Source organism: Methylobacterium sp. Leaf100 (assembly GCF_001422845.1).
Classification (GTDB): domain Bacteria; phylum Pseudomonadota; class Alphaproteobacteria; order Rhizobiales; family Beijerinckiaceae; genus Methylobacterium.
Window position 1 is genome coordinate 558268 of record NZ_LMMW01000012.1, and the last position, 18691, is coordinate 576958.

18 protein-coding genes and 1 pseudogene are annotated in these 18691 nt (G+C 72.5%); 12 read left to right on the top strand and 7 right to left on the bottom strand.

Features of this window, described 5'->3' with window-relative positions:
- Positions 1 to 5 precede the first annotated feature (5 nt).
- Positions 6 to 219: pseudogene (locus ASF25_RS23570) on the bottom strand (integrase core domain-containing protein); the annotation flags it as partial.
- 120 nt (positions 220 to 339) lie between these two features.
- Between ASF25_RS23570 and ASF25_RS10575 the strand changes: the two are divergent.
- Both ASF25_RS10575 and ASF25_RS10580 read left to right on the top strand, forming a co-directional pair.
- A complete protein-coding gene (locus ASF25_RS10575) occupies positions 340 to 738 on the top strand; it encodes a VOC family protein (RefSeq protein WP_056304542.1) in 399 nt (132 codons plus the stop codon).
- A 76-nt stretch (positions 739 to 814) separates the two neighbouring features.
- On the top strand, positions 815 to 1888 hold the full coding sequence (locus tag ASF25_RS10580; RefSeq protein WP_056304543.1) for a tartrate dehydrogenase: 1074 nt from the start codon (positions 815 to 817) through the stop codon (positions 1886 to 1888).
- A 102-nt stretch (positions 1889 to 1990) separates the two neighbouring features.
- Here ASF25_RS10580 and ASF25_RS10585 read toward each other — a convergent pair whose 3' ends face one another.
- On the bottom strand, positions 1991 to 2293 hold the full coding sequence (locus ASF25_RS10585) for a hypothetical protein (protein ID WP_056304544.1): 303 nt from the start codon (positions 2291 to 2293) through the stop codon (positions 1991 to 1993).
- A 169-nt stretch (positions 2294 to 2462) separates the two neighbouring features.
- Here ASF25_RS10585 and ASF25_RS10590 point away from each other — a divergent pair, with 169 nt between their 5' ends.
- Positions 2463 to 2750, top strand: a complete 288-nt coding sequence (locus ASF25_RS10590; RefSeq protein WP_056304545.1) for a hypothetical protein — start codon at positions 2463 to 2465, stop codon at positions 2748 to 2750.
- Positions 2751 to 2827: 77 nt separating this feature from the next.
- Here the strand turns inward: ASF25_RS10590 and gspG are convergent, their stop codons facing one another.
- Positions 2828 to 3262, bottom strand: a complete 435-nt coding sequence (gene gspG, locus ASF25_RS10595) for a type II secretion system major pseudopilin GspG (RefSeq protein WP_156368931.1) — start codon at positions 3260 to 3262, stop codon at positions 2828 to 2830.
- 176 nt (positions 3263 to 3438) lie between these two features.
- On the opposite strand from gspG, the gene ASF25_RS23575 reads away from it, so the two are divergent.
- The 3 genes from ASF25_RS23575 (at position 3439) to ASF25_RS10610 (ending at position 5442) form a co-directional block, all read left to right on the top strand.
- Positions 3439 to 4440: a hypothetical protein gene (locus tag ASF25_RS23575; RefSeq protein ID WP_244472975.1), complete on the top strand. Its 1002-nt coding sequence runs from the start codon at positions 3439 to 3441 to the stop codon at positions 4438 to 4440.
- Positions 4441 to 4446: 6 nt separating this feature from the next.
- The gene (locus ASF25_RS10605; protein WP_056304546.1) at positions 4447 to 4974 is read left to right on the top strand and encodes an A24 family peptidase; all 528 of its coding nucleotides are present in this window, start codon (positions 4447 to 4449) and stop codon (positions 4972 to 4974) included.
- Positions 4975 to 5091: 117 nt separating this feature from the next.
- The gene (locus ASF25_RS10610; protein WP_056170479.1) at positions 5092 to 5442 is read left to right on the top strand and encodes a 4-fold beta flower protein; all 351 of its coding nucleotides are present in this window, start codon (positions 5092 to 5094) and stop codon (positions 5440 to 5442) included.
- 42 nt (positions 5443 to 5484) lie between these two features.
- Here the strand turns inward: ASF25_RS10610 and ASF25_RS10615 are convergent, their stop codons facing one another.
- The 4 genes from ASF25_RS10615 to ASF25_RS10630 all read right to left on the bottom strand — a co-directional run bounded on the left by ASF25_RS10615 (position 5485) and on the right by ASF25_RS10630 (position 8630).
- Positions 5485 to 5859, bottom strand: coding sequence for a YciI family protein (locus ASF25_RS10615; RefSeq protein ID WP_056304547.1), 375 nt, complete (start codon positions 5857 to 5859; stop codon positions 5485 to 5487).
- A 139-nt stretch (positions 5860 to 5998) separates the two neighbouring features.
- The gene (locus ASF25_RS10620; RefSeq protein ID WP_156368932.1) at positions 5999 to 6322 is read right to left on the bottom strand and encodes a hypothetical protein; all 324 of its coding nucleotides are present in this window, start codon (positions 6320 to 6322) and stop codon (positions 5999 to 6001) included.
- A 153-nt stretch (positions 6323 to 6475) separates the two neighbouring features.
- Positions 6476 to 7807: an aspartate aminotransferase family protein gene (locus tag ASF25_RS10625; RefSeq protein ID WP_056304549.1), complete on the bottom strand. Its 1332-nt coding sequence runs from the start codon at positions 7805 to 7807 to the stop codon at positions 6476 to 6478.
- A gap of 97 nt (positions 7808 to 7904) precedes the next feature.
- Positions 7905 to 8630: an OmpW family outer membrane protein gene (locus ASF25_RS10630; RefSeq protein ID WP_056304550.1), complete on the bottom strand. Its 726-nt coding sequence runs from the start codon at positions 8628 to 8630 to the stop codon at positions 7905 to 7907.
- 353 nt (positions 8631 to 8983) lie between these two features.
- Between ASF25_RS10630 and ASF25_RS10635 the strand changes: the two genes are divergently transcribed.
- From ASF25_RS10635 to ASF25_RS10660, 6 genes are all read left to right on the top strand, one after another.
- Positions 8984 to 10300, top strand: a complete 1317-nt coding sequence (locus ASF25_RS10635) for a GGDEF domain-containing protein (protein WP_056304551.1) — start codon at positions 8984 to 8986, stop codon at positions 10298 to 10300.
- Positions 10301 to 11059: 759 nt separating this feature from the next.
- A complete protein-coding gene (locus ASF25_RS23240; protein WP_244472976.1) occupies positions 11060 to 13072 on the top strand; it encodes a WecB/TagA/CpsF family glycosyltransferase in 2013 nt (670 codons plus the stop codon).
- Positions 13073 to 13079: 7 nt separating this feature from the next.
- Complete coding sequence (locus ASF25_RS10645) at positions 13080 to 14633, top strand: hypothetical protein (RefSeq protein ID WP_056304552.1); 1554 nt, start codon at positions 13080 to 13082, stop codon at positions 14631 to 14633.
- Positions 14634 to 14818: 185 nt separating this feature from the next.
- Positions 14819 to 16156 carry an MFS transporter gene (locus tag ASF25_RS10650; protein WP_056304553.1) on the top strand — a complete coding sequence of 446 codons (1338 nt, stop codon included), beginning with the start codon at positions 14819 to 14821 and terminating at the stop codon, positions 16154 to 16156.
- Positions 16157 to 16166: 10 nt separating this feature from the next.
- Positions 16167 to 17291, top strand: a complete 1125-nt coding sequence (locus tag ASF25_RS10655; RefSeq protein WP_056304554.1) for a metallophosphoesterase — start codon at positions 16167 to 16169, stop codon at positions 17289 to 17291.
- A 54-nt stretch (positions 17292 to 17345) separates the two neighbouring features.
- Positions 17346 to 18614 carry an arsenic transporter gene (locus ASF25_RS10660; protein WP_056304555.1) on the top strand — a complete coding sequence of 423 codons (1269 nt, stop codon included), beginning with the start codon at positions 17346 to 17348 and terminating at the stop codon, positions 18612 to 18614.
- Positions 18615 to 18691: the final 77 nt, after the last annotated feature.

Sequence of the window (18691 nt, forward strand, 5' to 3'; positions counted from 1 at the left end):
GGCTTGGTATGGAGCATCGGCAGGTCGCCCTCGGATAATCCGAGTCGGCCGATGGGGGTTTGGCGGTCGATGCCCCCGTGAGGCCGAGGCCAGTTGTACCTGAAGTAGAAGGCCGAGCGTTCGTCTCCGCGTTGATCGGACGTGTCGTGGGCATGGGCATAGGCCGGTTTCGCGCAGGAACGTCTGGACGACGCGCTCGGTCTTGCCGTTGGTCTTCGGGGCGTCGCGCCGGTTGCGTTTAGGAGCGGTGCCGCCCCATCCCCAGGCTCTGACTTAGCGCCTGGATTTGACGCCCGCGGCCCCCGCCCATCGGGTGACGCCCGATCCCCGGAGATGAGAATGACGGCCCTGACGACCCGCCTCCACTGCGACCACCTCCACCTGCGCAGCCGCGATGCCCTCGCGGCCGGCGCATTCTACGTCGACAAGCTCGGAGCCCGCGAAGTCGGGCGCGAGGGTAGCCCGGTGAGCCGGGTGATCCTCGACCTTGGCGGCCTGACCCTGTTCATCGAGCAGGCGCCGGAGGGATTGACCCCCGCCGCGCCGGCGCCGCATCTCGGCATCGAGCACATCGGCCTCGGCGTCCCCGACATCGACGCGACCTACGCCGAGCTCCGCCGCCGGGGCGTCACCATCGTGTCCGGCATCACCGACGTGCGCCCGGGCCTGCGGGTCGTTTTCATCGAAGGGCCGGACGCGGTCCGCATCGAGTTCCTGCAGCGTTCGGACCCGAACTGACCGGGCCGCCGCGCCCTGGCAAGGCACCGCCCCACCGTCCTATCGTGCGGCCCGCCTGCCAGGGAGACCCGCACCCATGACCAATCGCCGCTATCGCATCGCCGTCGTGCCCGGGGACGGCATTGGCAACGAGGTCGTTCCCGAGGGCGTGCGCGTCCTCGAGGCGGCGGCCCGGCGCCACGGCTTCACCCTCGACCTTGAATGGTTCGATTTCGCCTCGTGCGATTACTACGACAAGCACGGGCGGATGATGCCCGAGGATTGGAAGGACCGGATCTCCGGTCACCGGGCGATCTTCTTCGGCGCCGTCGGCATGCCCGCGCGGGTGCCCGACCACATCTCGCTCTGGGGCTCGCTGATCCAGTTCCGGCGGACCTTCGACCAGTATGTCAGCCTGCGCCCGGCCCGCCTGATGCCGGGGGTGCCGTGCCCCCTCGTCGGCCGCAAGCCCGGCGACATCGACTTCTACGTCGTGCGCGAGAACACCGAGGGCGAGTATTCCAATGCAGGCGGGCGCATGTTCGCCGACACCGACCGGGAATTCGCCATCCAGGAAACGATCATGACCCGCCACGGGGTCGACCGCATCCTGCGCTACGCCTTCGATCTCGCCCAGACGCGGCCGAAGAAGCATCTCACCTCGGCGACGAAGTCGAACGGCATCTCGATCACCATGCCGTACTGGGACGAGCGCGTCCGGGCCATGGCGGGACACTATCCGGACGTGCGCTGGGACCAGTACCACATCGACATCCTGGCGGCGCATTTCGTGCTGAACCCGGACCGCTTCGACGTGGTGGTGGCCTCGAACCTGTTCGGCGACATCCTGTCGGACCTCGGGCCCGCCTGCACCGGCACCATCGGCATCGCGCCGTCGGGTAACATCAACCCCGACCGGAGCCAGCCGTCCCTGTTCGAGCCGGTGCATGGTTCGGCGCCCGACATCTTCGGCCAGGGCGTCGCCAACCCCATCGGGCAGATCTGGTCTGGCGCGATGATGCTCGAGCACCTCGGCGAGACGGCGGCCGCGGCCGAGATCGTCTCGGCCATCGAGCGGGTCCTCGTCGAACCGGCGCTCAGGACGCGCGACCTCGGCGGCCGGGCGTCCACGGAGGCCTGCGGCAAGGCCGTCGCCGACGCCCTCGGCTGAGGCGCCGAGGCCCCGAACGGGGGATGTCGGCGCCTCGGTCGAAGGCGAGGCATCGGCGGGCCCCTGAACCGCCGTCCCGGATGCGCGATCCGGGACGAGGTCCTAGCGGTTGCCGAGGGAGGGGCCGCCGGACGCGCCGCCGGTGCCGGGCGGGCCGCTCGTCGGGGTGCCGCCGACGTTGACGCCGGGGGTGCTGCCCGGAACCGAGGCCGGGCTCGGATTGCCGACGACGTTCGGGGCGGGGCGCAGGGGGCGGTCCTTCGCCTGCATCCCCTCGTCGGGCTCCAGGGCCGGGGTCATCACGCCTGTGTTGCCGGCGCCCCCCGTGGGCGCGACGGACTGGGCCAAGGCGGGGCCGGCCGCGAGAAACGCCGCGAGGGCGGCGGTGAGGGCGATGCGGTTCATGGAAGGCCGTTCGTTCGGTGGCGGGTGGTCACGCAACAGCCGAGACACCCGAGAGTTCACGGGCCGCCGCCGGAACCCGGTGGACCCGGGTGCGGTGGACGCGGGTTCCGAGGATCCTCGGGTCCGGAGGCCAGTTGTCGGGCCGGCGCGGGGCTGGCATGGTCGCGCCATGGCCACGTCCCCACCCCCGCGCTATTCCGCCGCCGAACTCATCGAGGAGCTGCGCGAGGCGGCCGAGGAGATCGCTCCCGAGCTCAACGGCATCCGGCCCGAGGAGACCCTGGAGGGCGAGGCGGCCCAGACCCTCGAGGAGATGGCCGACGCGCTCCGGCGCATCGTCGCCGGTGCGCCCCAGCCCCAGGCCCTGGCCCGGGCCGCCCTGGAGGCCAAGGCGCCCCTGAAGCCGTTCGGCAAGCCGAAGAACACCGTGGTGAAGATGCAGAAGCCCCGCCGGTAGGGGGGCCCCGCCCAGCGGGCCGCGACGCGCCGCCCAATGGGCCGCGGCGCCCCGCCCGGCGCACCGCGAAGCCCCGCTCAGCGGGCCGCGACGGCGTTGGCTTCGCCCGACAGGCCGGCGAGGCTGCGCGCCGTGACCTCGAAGGGCGCGTTGCCGAGGCCGGGGGAGCGGTAGAGGTAGGGCTGGCCCCACGGGTCGGTCAGGCCCTTGGCGTCCCGCACGTAGGGCCCGCGCCAGGCGACGCTGCCGGCGGGTGGCGCCACGAGGGCGGACAGGCCTTCGTTCGTCGTCGGATAGGTGCCGAGGTCGAGGAAGTAGAGTTCCAGGGCCTGGCCGATGTTCTTGATCTGGATCCGCGCGGTTTCACCCTTGGCGCGGCCGAGGTAGCCCAACACCTGTGGGGTCACCATCGTGGCGATCATTCCGATGATCGCCAGGACGACCAGGAGCTCGACGAGGGAGAAGCCGGCTTCCCCGGGGTTGGGCTCCCCGTCGTCGCGGATCGATTGCATCTGTACTTCCATCGTCCCAGCACCCTTGAAGCTATAGGCTCAATCTGCCGGAACTTCATGAAGACTCTGCTGATCGACACGGATACCGATTGCTTAAGTTTTCCCGTTATCGTCCCCGATGAGAGATGGGCGGCGGACGAGTCGTCTCCGGCGGGCCGGGAGGACTTCCAGTGCGGATGCGGACGGATCAGGGGCGCCCCGTTGCGATCCGTGCCCTCGTGGGGGCCTGCACCGGAGCGGTCTGCCTCACGGTCTGCGGGCCGGCCCTGGCGGACGTCCTCGTCATCCCGCTACCGCTCAGGATTCCCCTGCCCGAGCCGCTTCCGCACGTGCGGCTCCTCACCCTCCTCGTTGGCCTCCACCTGATGGGGCTCTGCTTCGGCCTCGGCGGCGCCACCATGCTGGATTTCTGGATCCTGCGCTGGATGCGCTGGGGCGGCATGCCGGCCGAGATCGAGCGCACCTTCCACTTCATCAGCAAGGTGGTGGCGGTCGGGATCGGCCTGCTGTGGCTGTCGGGGCTCGGCTTCCTCGCCCTCTACGCCATCGAGGCCCCGGAGAAGCTCGAGAACCCCAAGCTCTGGGCCAAGGTGGTGGTGGTGAGCGTGCTGACCGTCAACGGCCTGATGATCCACGCCCTCGTGCTGCCGGGCGTCCTGCGCGACGTGCGCCGGCCGATGCTGCACGGCGTCTCCCGGGGCCGCACCGCCGTGTTCCTGGTCTCGGGGGCGGTCTCGGGGGTGTCGTGGTACACCGCCTTCGTCCTCGGCCTCATGCGGGAACTGAACGGCGGGGTCGCCTTCGGCCTCCTCATCGCGCTCTGGCTCGCCGCCGCCGTCGCCGCCTCCCTCGGCGCGGGCCTCCTGTGGAAGAAGCTGGGCCGGCCGGGCCGCCGCGCCGCCTTCCTGGAGATCCTCGAACCCGAGGCCGATCCCCTCGCCACGGTGCAGGACGCCGTTCCTCCGCAAGCCTCGCGCTTCTCGCAAGCCCCATCCGTCTCGCAAGGCCCGTCCCTTTCGCAAGGCCCGTCCCTTTCGCAAGGCCCGTCTCTTTCGCAAGGCCCGTCCCTTTCACAAGGCGGCGCTCCCAAGCGTCGAATTCCCGAGCGGGCGGCGGCACCGCGCATTCCCCCCGGCCAGTTCGTCACCGTCGGCCGGTCCCCGGCCACGGCGGCCTGACGCCGCGTGGTCCCCTTCGACACGCCGCTGATCGTGGCCCTGCTGCCGCTGCCGATCACCGTGGCGGTGGCGGTGATCGACGGGCGCCGGCGCATCATCCCGAACCGTCTCAACTTCGCCCTGCTGGGCCTCGGCCTCGCCGTGACGGCGGGGCGGGCGCTGGATGGCAACTCGTCGGCGGTTTCCTGGGCGGTCTTCTCAGCGGTCGTCTCGGCCCTGGCGCAGGGCCTCGCGACGGCGGGCCTCGCCTTCGCCGTCCTGTGGGCCGTGCGCGCCGCGCATGCGCGTCTCCGCGGCCGCGTCGGCCTCGGCCTCGGCGACGTGAAGTTCATCGCCGCGGGCGCTGCCTGGACCGGCCTTGCCGGCCTGCCCGCGATGATCCTCGCGGCGAGCGTCCTGGCCCTCGCCGTCCTGGCCGTCGCGGCCCTGCGCGGCCGGTCCATCGACGGGGCGACCCGGTTGCCCTTCGGCCCGTTCCTCGCCGTCGGCCTCCATGCGGCCCTGCTGATGCAGGCGTTCGAGGCCCTGCCCTGACGGGGACCGGCCGGGGCGCCGGTTGTCAAAGGCTGCCCGAGCCGTCAGGCTGGTGGGCACGGTCATCCAGTCCCGGCGCCCGGAGGCGCATGACGGAGCCAGGATGAGGATTGCCGAATGATCGAGTTGTTCGACCGTGAGGGTCGCGAGACCGCGTTCTGTCGCGACGGTCAGTCGATCTATCTCTGGAACGGCACGCCGGCGGCGTTCATCGATGCGGACGAGGTGTTCGCCTATTCCGGCCGCTCCATCGGCCTGGCCCGAGACGGATGGATCTGGGACGAACACGGCGAGCGGCTGCTGTTCGAGTTCGACGCCGTGGGTGGCCCGGCCAAACCCAAGCGCCGGACCAAGACGGCCGCCGGACCGCGCCGCGCGAACCCGGCGCGCGGCATCCCCGTGCGGATGCCGACGCGGCCGGCCCCCTCGGCAGCATGGTCCCGCCACGCCTTCGCCGACCTGATCTGACCCGCCCGGCTCACGCCCCGGACCGTCAAGCCAGCCAAGCCGTCACGCCGTTGCGGCGGCGGCGAAATCCGCCTCCTCGAACAGCGGCCGAATCTCGATGGTGCTCGGGCCGGGCATCGGGTTGGGGCAGCGCCGGACCCAGGCCACGGCCTCGTCGAGGTTGGCGACGTTCCAGATCCAGAACCCGGCGACGAGACTCTCGGTGTCGGCGAACGGCCCCTCGGTGACCGTACGGTCGGGCCCGTCGAAGACCACCCGCCGCCCGCGCGCGGACGGGTGCAGGCCCTCGCCCGAGAGCAGGATGCCGGCCTGCATGAGCTCCACGTTGAACCGGCCCATGGCTTCGAGCAGCTCCAGGGACGGCATGGTGCCCGCCTCGCTGTCGGCCGTCGCCTTGACCAGGATCATCACGCGCATCGATCGCTCCCCGTAGACGGGCCGGTCCGTCTCCCGCGAGGTTAGGCCGCGGGTGCGAAAAGCGAAAGCCGCCTTTGGGCGGAGACGGGGCGGCCGGGCCGAGGGGCGTCGGCGGGCCCGGCGAATCGCGCCCGCGGGCTCAGGCGACGTTGCGGCCGGCGGCGGGCCTGCCGACGCGGGGCGTTCCCGAAGCGGACCGGCCGGCGGCCTCCCGGGCGCGGTCGTGCACCTCCAGGCTGCGCAGGGCCGCCACCATGGCGTCGGTGCGGTCGTGGAGATCCGGCGGCACGGCCGCGCGCGCCGCCGCGGCGGCGTTGCGGCGGGCGAGATAGAGGGCGGCCGCGAGGGCGGCGAAGCTGCCGCCGAAGGGGGCGGACACCACGGCGAGCGCTATGCTGGTGGGCGCCACGGCGGCGGCCGTGCCGAGCCCCGCCGCGATGGCTACGAACATCAAGGGGAACATCGGCGCCTCCGGCAGTCGGGAAGACTGCCCGAGGTGGCAGGTCCCGGCCACCATTCACCCGCCACGGGGTTACCGAAGGGTAAACGCGCGGCCTACCGCTTTCGGGGGGCCCCCAGGCGGGGAGGCCCGGGGGCCCTCGGACCAGCTGGACCCTCACGCCACCCGCGCGATGGCGTCGCCGAGGATCGACACCATGGTGTCGATCTGCCCTGGCTCGACGATGAGGGGCGGCGACAGGGCGACGATGTCGCCTGTGACCCGCACCAGCAGGCCGCGCGCGAAGCAATCGACGAAGACGTCGTAGGCCCTGGCCCCTGGCGCGCCGTCGCGGGGCGCGAGTTCGATGCCGGCGACGAGGCCGAGGGTGCGGACGTCGATGACGTGGCGCGCGTTGGCCAAGCCGTGCACCGCCTCCGCCCAGGTCTCGCTCAAGCTGGCGGCGCGGGTGAGGAGACCCTCGCGGGCGTAGATGTCGAGGGTGGCGATTCCGGCTGCGCACGCCGCCGGATGGCCTGAATAGGTGTAGCCGTGGAAGAGCTCGATGGCGCCCTCCGGCCCGTGCATCAGTGCGTCGTGGACGGTGCGGCTCGCGAACACCGCCCCCATGGGCAGCGCCCCGTTCGTGAGGCCCTTGGCGGTGGTGACGAGGTCCGGCACCACGCCGAAATAGTCCGTGGCGAAGGGCGTGCCGAGGCGGCCGAAGCCGGTGATGACCTCGTCGAAGATCAGCAGGATGCCGTGGCGGGTGCAGATCGCGCGCAGACGTTTGAGGTAGCCCTGCGGCGGGACCAGCACGCCGGTGGAGCCGGCCAGGGGCTCGACGATGCAGGCCGCGATGGTCTCGGCCCCGTGCAGCGCCACGAGGCGCTCGAGGTCGTCGGCGAGCTCCGCCCCGTGCGCGGGCTGGCCCCGGGTGAAGGCGTTGCGGTCGAGGTCGTGGGTGTGGCGCAGATGGTCGACGGCCGGCAGCAGGGGGAAGACGCGGCGGTTGTTGACGAGGCCGCCCACCGAGATGCCGCCGAAGCCGACGCCGTGGTAGCCGCGCTCGCGTCCAATGAGCCGGGTGCGGGTGCCCTGGCCGATGGCGCGCTGGTAGGCGAGGGCGATCTTCAGGGCGGTGTCGACGGATTCCGACCCCGAGCCCGTGAAGAACACCCGGTCGAGACCCGCATCGGGCCCGCCCGGCGCGATGGCGGCGAGGCGTTCCGCGAAGTCGAACGCGATGGGATGGCCCATCTGGAACGAGGGCGCGAAGTCGAGGGTGGTGAGCTGGCGCTCCACGGCCGAGGCGATCTCGCGCCGTCCGTGACCGGCGTTGACGCACCACAGGCCCGCCGTCCCGTCGAGGACGCTGCGTCCGTCCGTCGCCGTGTAGTGCATGCCTTGCGCCGCCGCGAGCATGCGGGGCGCGGCCTTGAACTGCCGGTTGGCCGTGAACGGCATCCAGTAGGCGTCGAGTCCGGGGGCGTTCGCGCTGGCGGGCATGCTGATCCTCTCGTGTCGTCACGAGATGACCCGGGTTCGCATCCGCGAACAAGATCTTTTGCACCGCCCAGTCCGCCGGACGGCGCCGTGGCACCCATCAGAAACGGTAGCCGAGCCCGGCGCCGAGGACGAGCATGTTCAGGTCGGTCTTCACCTTGACCCCGGCGATCTCGTACGCGACGGGCGGCACGAAGACGTACTTGACCATGACGTTCGCGAACCAGTTGCCGGTGAGGTGATGGTCGAATCCGGCCTGGAGCAGCGGGCTCGTCTGCGACGGCACCGTGAAAGCCGGGATCCCCGCCGCCGGACGGACGGCGACGGGCGTTGTCGCGCTGACGCCGACGCCGAGATACGGATTGAAGCGCGCGCCCGGCAGGAAATGGTACCGCACCACGCCGGAGACGGCCGCATTCCAGATCGATCCGATCGCGATGTCGCCGACGAGCGAATCCCGAATCATCGGCCTGGTCCGGATCGCCCCGGCCTGCCCCGAGACGGCGATGTGATCGGTCAGGAAATAGGACAGGTCGACATCGGGCAGGAGGGCGGCGGGCGTGTCGATCCGGCCGCCGATGGCCTCGATGCGCGAAGTCCGCTCGGTCGGCACCATGCCGATGATCCGGCCGTGCACGAGCCAGTCCCCCGCCCGCAGGCCGACCGCCGCCGGGAGGGGCTCCACCGCCGGCTCGGCGCCGTGCGCCGCCGTGCCTGCGAGGCACAGGGCGGCCGCGAGGGACAGGACGCGGGCCCGCGAGAGACCGCGCTCGACGAGACCGCCTCCGACGAGGGGAGCGATGGGCGAGGTCTCGAACGTCGACATGGGCGTGCTTTCGGGGGTCCATTCCGCAGGGGGAGTCCGGCGGTCACCGGAACGGGCGGGACCCGGCCGTTCCGGGGGCGCAGTCTCGCGATGCGCGCCCAGCAAAAGTCCTATGACGGGAAACTTTCGAAACCCTGACTTGCATGACTAGATTCAGAGTTGATCTCTGAGTCGTCCGACTAGGAATTCATTAGAGTTTCGCGTGCAAACTCAGTCGAACAGAGAGAAATCCAGTTTTCGCTTTCTCCAGCGTAGCGGCCGATCGAGTTCGAGATCTTTCTTGGGGGCAAGGCGACGGGCGCCGGGTTCACCAGGTATCCGTCGGAGCAGGTCGCTCAAGAGAACCGTGCGTCATGTTGCTCGACCTTGCCACACTGCATTTCGCCAGCGCCGCAAGTCGATGCGCCTACGTGATCGTCTTCCTCGTCATGGCGCTCAGCCAACGTGGGCAGACCTATCTGTGGCAGTGGATGGGGGCCATGGGCGCGTCGATGGCCGGGTCCTTCGTCATGATGGGCGTTCCACCCGAGACCCTGCCGTCGGTTCCCGTCACGATGGTGGTGTACTGGCTCTACGGCGGAAGCCTCGTCCTCGCCTGGACGGGGTTCCGCAGCTTCTTCGGCCGGCCGGTGAACATCGGCCTCGGCGTCCTCCTCTGCGCCCTGCCAGGCCTGGTCTATCCGGCCATCCTCGCCGCCGGCCTCTCCGGCCGGCTGGCGCTGACCGGCGTCTTCGCCTCCTGCCTCGTCGTGGCGCTCCTCTCGCTCCACGAAACCGTGCGCCGGACGGCCGGAATGGCACGGCTGTGGTCGCAGTACATCGAGACCCTGGCCTTCGCCTGCTACACCCTGGCCTTCCTGCTCTCCATCGCGATGCTGCTCGGCACCGACATGCCGATGGCCTCGGCGGAGAGCGCCCGCGGCTCCCTCATCCTCGATCAGATCACCGGGGTCTTCGTCTATTTCGGCTTCGTCGCCATGGCGGCGGAGCGGGCCAACCGCAATCTCCTCCGCCTCGCCGAGACCGACCCGCTCACGGGCCTCTACAATCGTCGCGGCCTGCAGCAGGCCCTGCAGCGCCGCGTCGCGTCCCTCGACGGGCGGTCGCCGGCCGGCCTCCTCATCGCCGACATCGACCACTTCAAGGCCATCAACGATCGTTACGGCCACGAGAGCGGCGACCTCGTCCTCACCGCCTTCGCGAAGCGGGTGCGAAGCACCTTGCGGGCGACCGACATCGTGACCCGCTGGGGCGGCGAGGAATTCCTGGCCGTGCTGCCCGGGGTCACCCCACAGGAACTCGCCGCCATCGCCGAGCGCCTGCGGGCGAGCATCGCCGATCAGCCGTTCCCCCTCCGCAGCGGCCCCCTCCCGGTCACGGTGAGCATCGGCACCGCCACCCTGAATCTCGGCGACGACAGCTTCGAGCGCGCCACAAAGACGGCCGACGCCGCCCTGTACGAGGCCAAGACCCAGGGCCGCAACCGGATCTGCGCCGGCTCGTCCCCGCCGGATGCCTCGTCCCAGGACGCCCTATCCCGAGACGCCATATCCCGAGACGCCACAACACCGGACACCACGCAGCACGGGGCCGCAGCCCAGGACGTGCCCCCGCCGGGCGCCCTCAGGCGGCGCGCGGATAGCGTCCTCGCCGAACCCCACCCGGCGTGAGCCTTTCCCCGCCGGGAAGGGGTTCGGAAACCGTTGCGGGCGCAGAGCGGGTCCGCGTCGGCCGGCCGGCGCTTCCCCTCGCCGAGGTCCTCGACGTGAAGCGGGTTCCGAGACGCAAGACCGCAGACCGCCCACACGACACCGGGCGGGGCCCGCCCGTCGCGGCCGACGCCGCATGTGGCGTCGGGAGGGCATGGGTAGCCGGCGCGGCACTTGCAGTTCCCGCTCGCCCCCACCCGCCCCTTGCCCCGGAGCGGGACGGGGTGCCCCCCGCACGGAGCACGAGACGTGAGCCTCGACAGACCGGTGCCCCGGACCATCCGGGCGACTGGTGCCCCTTCTCCCTCACCGGACGGCCGCAGCGCCGGCGCCAATGCCCTAGGCGAGGCTTCGCCGGGGGCAGGGGCGCCCCGTGGCGCAGCGGAGGCCGGCGCCTCCCGCGGGGTCATGGCGGTACGCGGCCCCGGAGCGGTGATCCGAAACGGGATCGTCCGCGGCGCCGGTCGGGCGCGCGGCGGCGGGCCGATGGATCGTTTCACGCCCATCGTTGGCGTTTCGCGGGGTTTCGACGCAGAACCGGAGGCCACGCCCACGCAACCTGTCGAGGCCGCCCGCCGCGATGAAAGCCTGACGATGCCCCCGATCGCGCCACCACCAGGTTCCCCTCCGGGGGGGACAGGCGCCCCCCTGGGGGGGGCAAGTGCCCCTCCGGGAGGTGTGAGTGCCCCTCCGGGAGGTGTGAGCGCCCCTCTGGGAGGTGTGAGCGCCCCCCTGTCCGTGGACGGTCAGTTCATCAACGTCGCGAGCCTCGCCGGGGCCGTGGCCACCGTGCGGGCGCGCGCCGCCACGGGGCACGGCTTCACGTTCTTCACCCTCAACCTCGATCACCTCGTCAAGCTGCGCGACCATGCGGGCTTCCGTGACGCCTACCGCGCCGCCACGTTCGTCAGCGCGGACGGCTGGCCCGTGGCCCTCCTGGCCGGGCGCGGCGCGTGCCGCCGGGACCCGCCCCCCGTGCGGGTGACCACCGGCGCCGACCTCGTCGTTCCCCTGTGCGCCACGGCCGCCGCCGACGGCGTGCCCGTGTACCTGTTCGGCGCCACCGCAGAGAGCTTGGTCGAGGCCGCCGCCGTCCTGCGAATGGCGAGCCCGAACCTCGACATCCGCGGCTGGCACGCCCCGCCCTTCGGCTTCGATCCCCTGTCGCCGGCGGCCGACGCGGATGCCGACCGGATCGCGGCGTCGGGCGCGCGCCTCGTCTTCGTGGCCCTCGGTGCGCCGAAGCAGGAGCTGTTCGCGGCGCGCGCCGCGATGCGCCACCCGGGGCTCGGCCTCGTCTGCGTCGGCGCGGCCCTCGATTTCCTCTCCGGCGCCCAGGTGCGGGCGCCGCGCCTCGTCAGGACGGCGCGCCTCGAATGGCTGTGGCGGCTGGCGCATGCCCCGAAGGCCCTGACCGGACGCTACGCGCGCTGCGCCGCCCTGCTCTTCAGCCTCACCACCCTCGAGCCGGCCCTGCGGAGGCTCGGCCTCGGCCACGGGCCTGACGACGGCCCGGACCCGACCGGCCCACCGCGCCACCGCCTGTGCATCATCGACACGATGGACCCGCGCAGTGCGGAGACCGGCCGTGTCGCGGGCTGGATCCACCGGATCCTGCGCCACCGCCCGGCGGATGTCTCGGTGCTGTTCGTCGGCACCGACGCCGTCGGCGACTGCGCCCTCGGCGTGGTCCGGCCCCTCGAACGCGACGGGCGGCCCTTCGACTTCCTCCCCGTCGCGCGCAGCCGGGGCGACGATGCGCCCGCGGGGCCGGGCCTCACCCTGCGGGTCGGGCTCGGCACCCTGCGCCATCGCCGGGCGATCCGGCGCGCCCTCGGGCCGGGCCCCGCCACCGCCGACCTGCACCGCTTCGGCCTCGCCCCCCTGGCGCGGCTCCTCGGCCTGCCCGCCATCCAGACGATCCACGGCGGCGACCGGGGGGAGGCCTCGGACCGGTCGTCCGGCTTCGTCCGCACCCTCGGCGAGCGCTTGGCCCTGCGCTGGGCCACCGCCATCGTGTGCGCGGACCCGGCCGTGGCCCGGCGCATGGCCGCGCGGTTTCCCGGGGACCTGCCGAAGGTCGAGCCCCTCGACGGCGCGGTCGAGCCATGCCTGCCCCGGGCCCACCCCTTCGCCTGCGACGACGGCGTGTTCCGCCTGTTCGCCGCCACCCCCGATGCCGGCGTGGACCCCACCCTGGTGGTCGCGACGGTCCTGGCCCTGCGCGCGCGCCTCGAAGGTCGGGTGGCGCTCCACCTCGTCGGCGCCGGCGACCCGGACTCCTGGCCGGGTTTTGCGGCCATCCGCGACATCACATGGCGTCACGACGGGGCGGACGCGGACGGCATCGCCCGGATCCTGGCCCCGTGCCATGCCGGCCTCGCCGTCGCGTTCTCGCAGGACAGGCCGGGCCTGCTCCTCGCGGGACTCGCCGGCGGACGCCCCTTCGGGGCACTGCGCCCGGCCGGGTCGGAGGCCCTCGAAACGGTGGAGGCCCTCGTCGACGCCGGCACCGGCGGCTTCCTGGTGGAGCGCGGCGCCGATACCGGTGCCGCGGCGGACCGCCTGGCCGAACGGTTCGTGCGGTTGTGGGACGCGATCCGCCAGGGGCGCGTCGACCCGGAGGCGCTCCACGCCCGGGCCGCGTCCCACGTGGTCGCGGGCCGGATCGGCCGGCTGTTCGCCCGGCACCGCGCCGCCCAAGGCACCGCCCTCGCCGTGACCGCGGCCTGAGCCCGCGATGGCGCGCGCGATCGCCCGGACCATCGGTGTTCGCCTCGACGGGCATGCGCCGCGCCGCTGGCACCTGCGCCTCCTCGACGCCCTCGCGGCCCTGCCGGGGCTCGACCTCTCCGTCTCCCGCGCGCCGGGACCGGGCGGCCTGCCGGACAACGCCGCCCTGCTGTTCGCCGTCGAGGCCCGCCTTCGGCGCCTGCCCGGCGGCGGCCCGGCCGCGCCGGTTCCGCTCGCCGCCCTCGCGGCCTATCCGGATCTCGGGCCGACCGGCCTCGTCCTCGACCTCTGCGGCGACGTCGCCCCGGCACCGGGGCGCCGGATCTGGCGCCTGACCTTCGACGGGGCCTGCGGGGAAGCCGCCCTCCTCGCCGCGCTGCTGGCCGGGCGCGCGCCCGTCGCCGCCCTGAGGGAGACGGAGCGCGTCGTCGCCGCCGGGTGCCTCGGCACCGAATCCCTCACGGTGATGCGCACCGCGTTCGAGGACGGCCTCATCCGCACCGTCGACCTGATCCGCGCGGCGCTGATCGGCGAAGCGCTGGGCGAGAGCGGTTGCGCGCCCGGCGCGTCGCTCAGGATCCCCGAGCCGCCGGCTCCGACCGACCTGACCGTCGCCGCCATCGGGGCCCGCGCCGGCGGTCTCCTCGCCCGCGCGGTGGCGGGGCACCTGCATCGCCTGTGCTACCGGGCGCCGCATTGGCGCGTCGCCTGGCGCCCCCTCGCCGGCCCGGACCTCGTCGACCTGCGCCAGGTGCCGGGGGGCTGGCGCGACCTGCCCGACGACGGCCTGCGCTTCTACGCCGATCCGTTCCCCCTGGTGCATCGCGGCCGCACGATCCTGTTCCTCGAGGAATACCCCCACGCCACGGGAAAGGGCGTCGTCTCGGCGGTGGCCTTCGGCTCCGACGGCCCCGAGGGCGTGCCCGTTCGGGTGCTGGAGGAGGCCCACCACCTCTCCTACCCGTTCGTGTTCGAACGCGACGGCGCCCATTGGATGATCCCCGAGAGCGGGGACAACGGCACCGTCGACCTCTACCGGGCCACCGCGTTTCCCGGCGGCTGGGTCAAGCACGCGACCCTGATCTCCGGCGTGACCGCGAGCGACGCGACCCTCCTCGAACGGAACGGGCGGTGGTGGCTGTTCGCCAGCGCGCGCGCGCACGGCCCCGGCGAGCCCCCGCGCGCGGCGCGCGGCGCCTATTCGGACGCGCTGCACCTGTGGTCGGCGCCGGATTTCCGCGGGCCGTGGACACCGCATCCGCGCAACCCCGTCCTCATCGATTTCGGGGCCGCGCGCCCGGCTGGCCGCATCGTCCTGCGCGACGGCGCCCTGATCCGCCCGGCGCAGGATTGCCGGCGCGGCTACGGCGAGGCCCTGTCGCTGGCCCGCATCGACCGCCTCGACATGGCGGGCTATGCCCAGACCGTGGAGACCACCCTGCGGGCCGGGGCGGGCTTTCCCGGCCACCGGTTCCACACCCTCAACCGCACCGACGACTTCGAATTCGTCGACGGATCGGGCGCCGCGCCGCGCCGCTGGTTCAGGCCCCGGTCGTCGTGAGTCGGGCCGGCCGCGCGCGGCCAGGCCTCCCGGGTGTACGAAACACACGATAATTTAATCCGCCGCCCCGGAACCGAATTCGTCACCGCGGGATTTGCGAGCGCTGGTCAAGCTCGGCCTCACGCCGAACCGTGCCCCGCCCCCCGACGAACTCACGACGTCCGCGACGTCAGGAAGGGCTCATCATGTCAGAGCCGCACACCTCCGGCGGCCCCGTCGTGCGCACGCCCTCGGCCCGATCCCTGCGCGGACTCGACGCCCTCAACTTCTTCCTCGCCGACGTGCGCGACGGCCTCGGGCCGTATCTCGCCATCTACCTCATCGCCGTGCGGGGGCCGGACCAGGGCTGGAACGAGGCCACCACCGGCCTGATCATGACCATCGCGGGCATCGCCGGCCTCATCGCGCAGACGCCGGCCGGCGCCCTCATCGACCGGACCAGCGCCAAGCGCGCCGTGGTCATCGCCGGGGCCATCGCGGTGACGGCGAGCTGCCTCCTCCTGCCGTTCATCTCGAACTTCTACCTCGTGGCCGCGACCCAGTCGGTGGCCGGCATCGCCGGGGCGATCTTCCCGCCGGCGCTCGCCGCCATCACGCTCGGCGTCGTCGGCCCGAAGATGTTCGCCAAGCGCATCGGCCGCAACGAGGGCTTCAACCACGCCGGCAACGCCGTCTCGGCGGCTATCGCGGGGGGCACGGCCTACTTCTTCGGCCCCATCGTGGTGTTCTGGCTCATGGCGATCCTGGCCTTCTGCAGCATCGGCGCCATGCTGATGGTGCCGGCCGACGCCATCGACGACGACCTCGCCCGCGGCCTCGACCACGGCGAGGGCAAGGCCAAGTCCGGAACGGCAGAGACCTCCGGCGAGGAGCCCTCCGGCTTCACCGCGCTCCTCAAGAACCGGTATCTCGTGCTGTTCGCCGTGCTGGCGGCCCTGTTCCACCTCTCCAACGCGGCGATGCTGACCTCCGTCGGCCAGCTGCTGACCAAGCTCTCGGGCAAGGACAACGCCACCTCGCTCATCGCCATCTGCATCGTGGCGGCGCAGCTCGTGATGGTGCCGGTGGCGGTGTTCGTCGGCGCCAAGGCCGACGCCATCGGCCGCAAGCCGATCTTTCTCGCCGCCTTCGGCGTGCTCGCGGTGCGCGGCGTGCTCTACACCCTGTCGGACAACCCGTTCTACCTCGTCGGCGTCCAGCTCCTCGACGGCATCGGGGCCGGCATCTACGGCGCCCTGTTCCCCCTCGTGGTCGCCGACCTGACCCGCGGCACCGGGCGGTTCAACGTCTCGCAGGGGGCGGTCGCCACGGCCCAGGGCCTGGGCGCCGCCCTCTCGGCGACGCTCGCCGGCGTCATCATCGTCTCGGCGGGCTATTCCACGGCCTTCCTGGCGCTGGCCGCCATCGCGGCCGCGGGCTTCGCCCTCTACCTCTTCGCCATGCCGGAGACCTACGGCTACGAGCCCGGCCGCCACGACGCCTCCGGCGGGGGCGCGGCGCCCGTGCCGGCCGCGGCGGTCTAGGCGGGATCGCATGTCGGCCCGTGACGACCTCCTCGCCTTCGCCCATATCGGCGACCTGCACCTCACCGAGGCGGACGCGCCCAACGCCCGCGACTTCACCGCCATCGTGGACCAGATCAACGCCGCCGACGGGCTCGATTTCGTCTACCTGCCGGGCGACAACGCCGACAACGGCACGCCCGCGCAATACGCCCTCGTGCGCGCGGGCCTCGACCGGCTGCGTCTGCCGGTCCACGTGATCACCGGCGACCACGACGTCGAGGGCGGCAGCCTCGACGCGTTCCATGCCGGCCTCGACGCGCGGCCCCTGCCCTACGCCATCGACGTGTCGGGCCTCCGCTGCCTGTTCCTCGACATGAGCGGCCCCGGTTCCGGCGGACCCGACTTCCGCCTCGGCGAAACGCAGCTCGCCTGGCTGGAGCACGAACTGGCGCAGGCCGATCGGGAGGCCCGCGACTGCGCCCTGTTCATGCACACCTACCCGGCCGACCTGGCGAGCGACGGCGAAGCGGAGCGCGTGGCGCACCTCGTCTCGAACGGGCGGGTCCGCCTCGTCGAGATGGGCCACACCCACTACAACGAGCTCGCCAACGACGGTCGGACGGTGTTCGCCGCCACCCGTTCGACCGGACAGATCGAAGAAGGCCCCGTGGGCTACGCCGTCGCGGCCATCGACCGAGGCGTGGTGAGCTGGCGCTTCAAGGACCTGGCCCGGCCCTGGCCCTTCGTCCTCGTCACCGCCCCGGCCGACCGCCGCCTCGCGCACGACGCAGGGCATCCCGAGCACATCGTCGGCGAGACCCTCGAGGTCCGCGCCCTCGTCCTCGGCGCGGCCCCCGTCGCCGCCTGCAGCGTCAGCGTCGACGGCGGTCCCTGGCAGGCGATGGTTCGGGCCGAGGGCGACCGGCGCTACCGGGCCCGCATCGCCTTCCCCCACCACGCCCGCCGCCTCGTGGTGCGGGCGGAGGACGCGGCCGGCGGCACGGACGAGGATGCCGTCGAGCCCGCCCGGGATGCGGCCGGCATCCCGGTCTCGAAGGGCCTCGGCAGCGATGCCGACGCCGTCGGCGCCTGGCCCGAGAAGGGGATCCTCGGCACGCAGCTCGGTCCCAACCGTAACGGCCGGCCCTGGTAGGCACCCGCCCGACCCCCACGCCGCCTCCCAGTGCCTCGACGGACCAGCCCGATCATGTTCGCTCTACCGATGACGCCCCATCTCGCCACCTGGATCATCGCCGGGCTCGCCACCCTCGGGGTGATCGTGCGTCCGTTCGCGTGGCCCGAGGCCGTCTGGGCGGTGCTGGGGGCCGCCGCCCTCGTGCTGCTCGGCCTGATCTCGCCGGAGACCGCCTGGGAGGGCGCGCGCAAGGGCACCGACGTCTACCTCTTCCTCGTCGGCATGATGCTGATCTCGGAGGTCGCCCGGCAGGAGGGCTTGTTCGACTGGCTGGCGAGGATCGCGGTGCGGGCCGCCGGGGGTTCGGCCACCCGGCTGTTCCTCCTGGTCTACCTCGTCGGCACCGTGGTGACGGTGTTCCTCTCCAACGACGCCTGCGCGGTGGTGCTGACCCCGGCGGTCTACGCCGCCACCAAGGCGGCCCGGGTCGAGAACCCGCTGCCCTACCTGTTCATCTGCGCCTTCATCGCCAACGCGGCGAGCTTCGTCCTGCCGATCTCGAACCCGGCCAACCTCGTCGTCTACGCCACCCACATGCCGCCGCTGATGCAGTGGCTCGCCCGGTTCGCCCTGCCGTCGGCCCTGGCGATCCTCGCCACCTACGCGGTCCTGCGCCTGACCCAGAACTCAGCGCTCAAGGCGCAGACCGTGGCGCGGGACGTCGAGGCGGTGCGGCTGTCGGGCACCGGCAAGGTCGCGGGCGCCGGCATCGTCGCCACGGCGGGCGTCCTGCTCGCCGCCTCCGCCTACGGCCTGGAACTCGGCCTGCCGACCTTCTGCGCCGGCCTCGCCACCACCCTGGTGGTGCTGGCCATCAAGCGCGGCGGCGCCGTCGACGTGGTGAAGGACGTGTCGTGGAGCGTGCTGCCCCTGGTGGCCGGCCTGTTCATCCTCGTCGAATCCCTGGAAAAGACCGGCGTGCTGGCGATGATCGTCGCCTGGCTGAAGGCGGTGGCCGAGGCCTCGCCCGGACAGGCGGCCTGGGGCGGCGGCCTCCTCGTCGGCGTGCTGTCCAACGTCGTCAACAACCTGCCCGCCGGCCTCATCGCGGGGGCTGCGGTCCAGGCGGCGGACGTGTCCGAGCGGATCGCCGGCGCCATCCTCATCGGCATCGACATCGGCCCGAACCTCTCCGTCACGGGGTCGCTCGCCACCATCCTGTGGCTCACCGCCATCCGCCGCGAGGGCCAGGACGTGAGCTTCTGGCGCTTCCTCAAGCTCGGCCTGCTGGTGATGCCGCCGGCCCTGATCCTGGCGCTCGCGGGCCTCCTGCTCGTCTGATGGCCTGCGTCCTGTGGGACGGCCTCGGCTCGTCCGACCGCCTTCCGCTTCCTCGAACTCCCGCCCCAAGGCCGCCC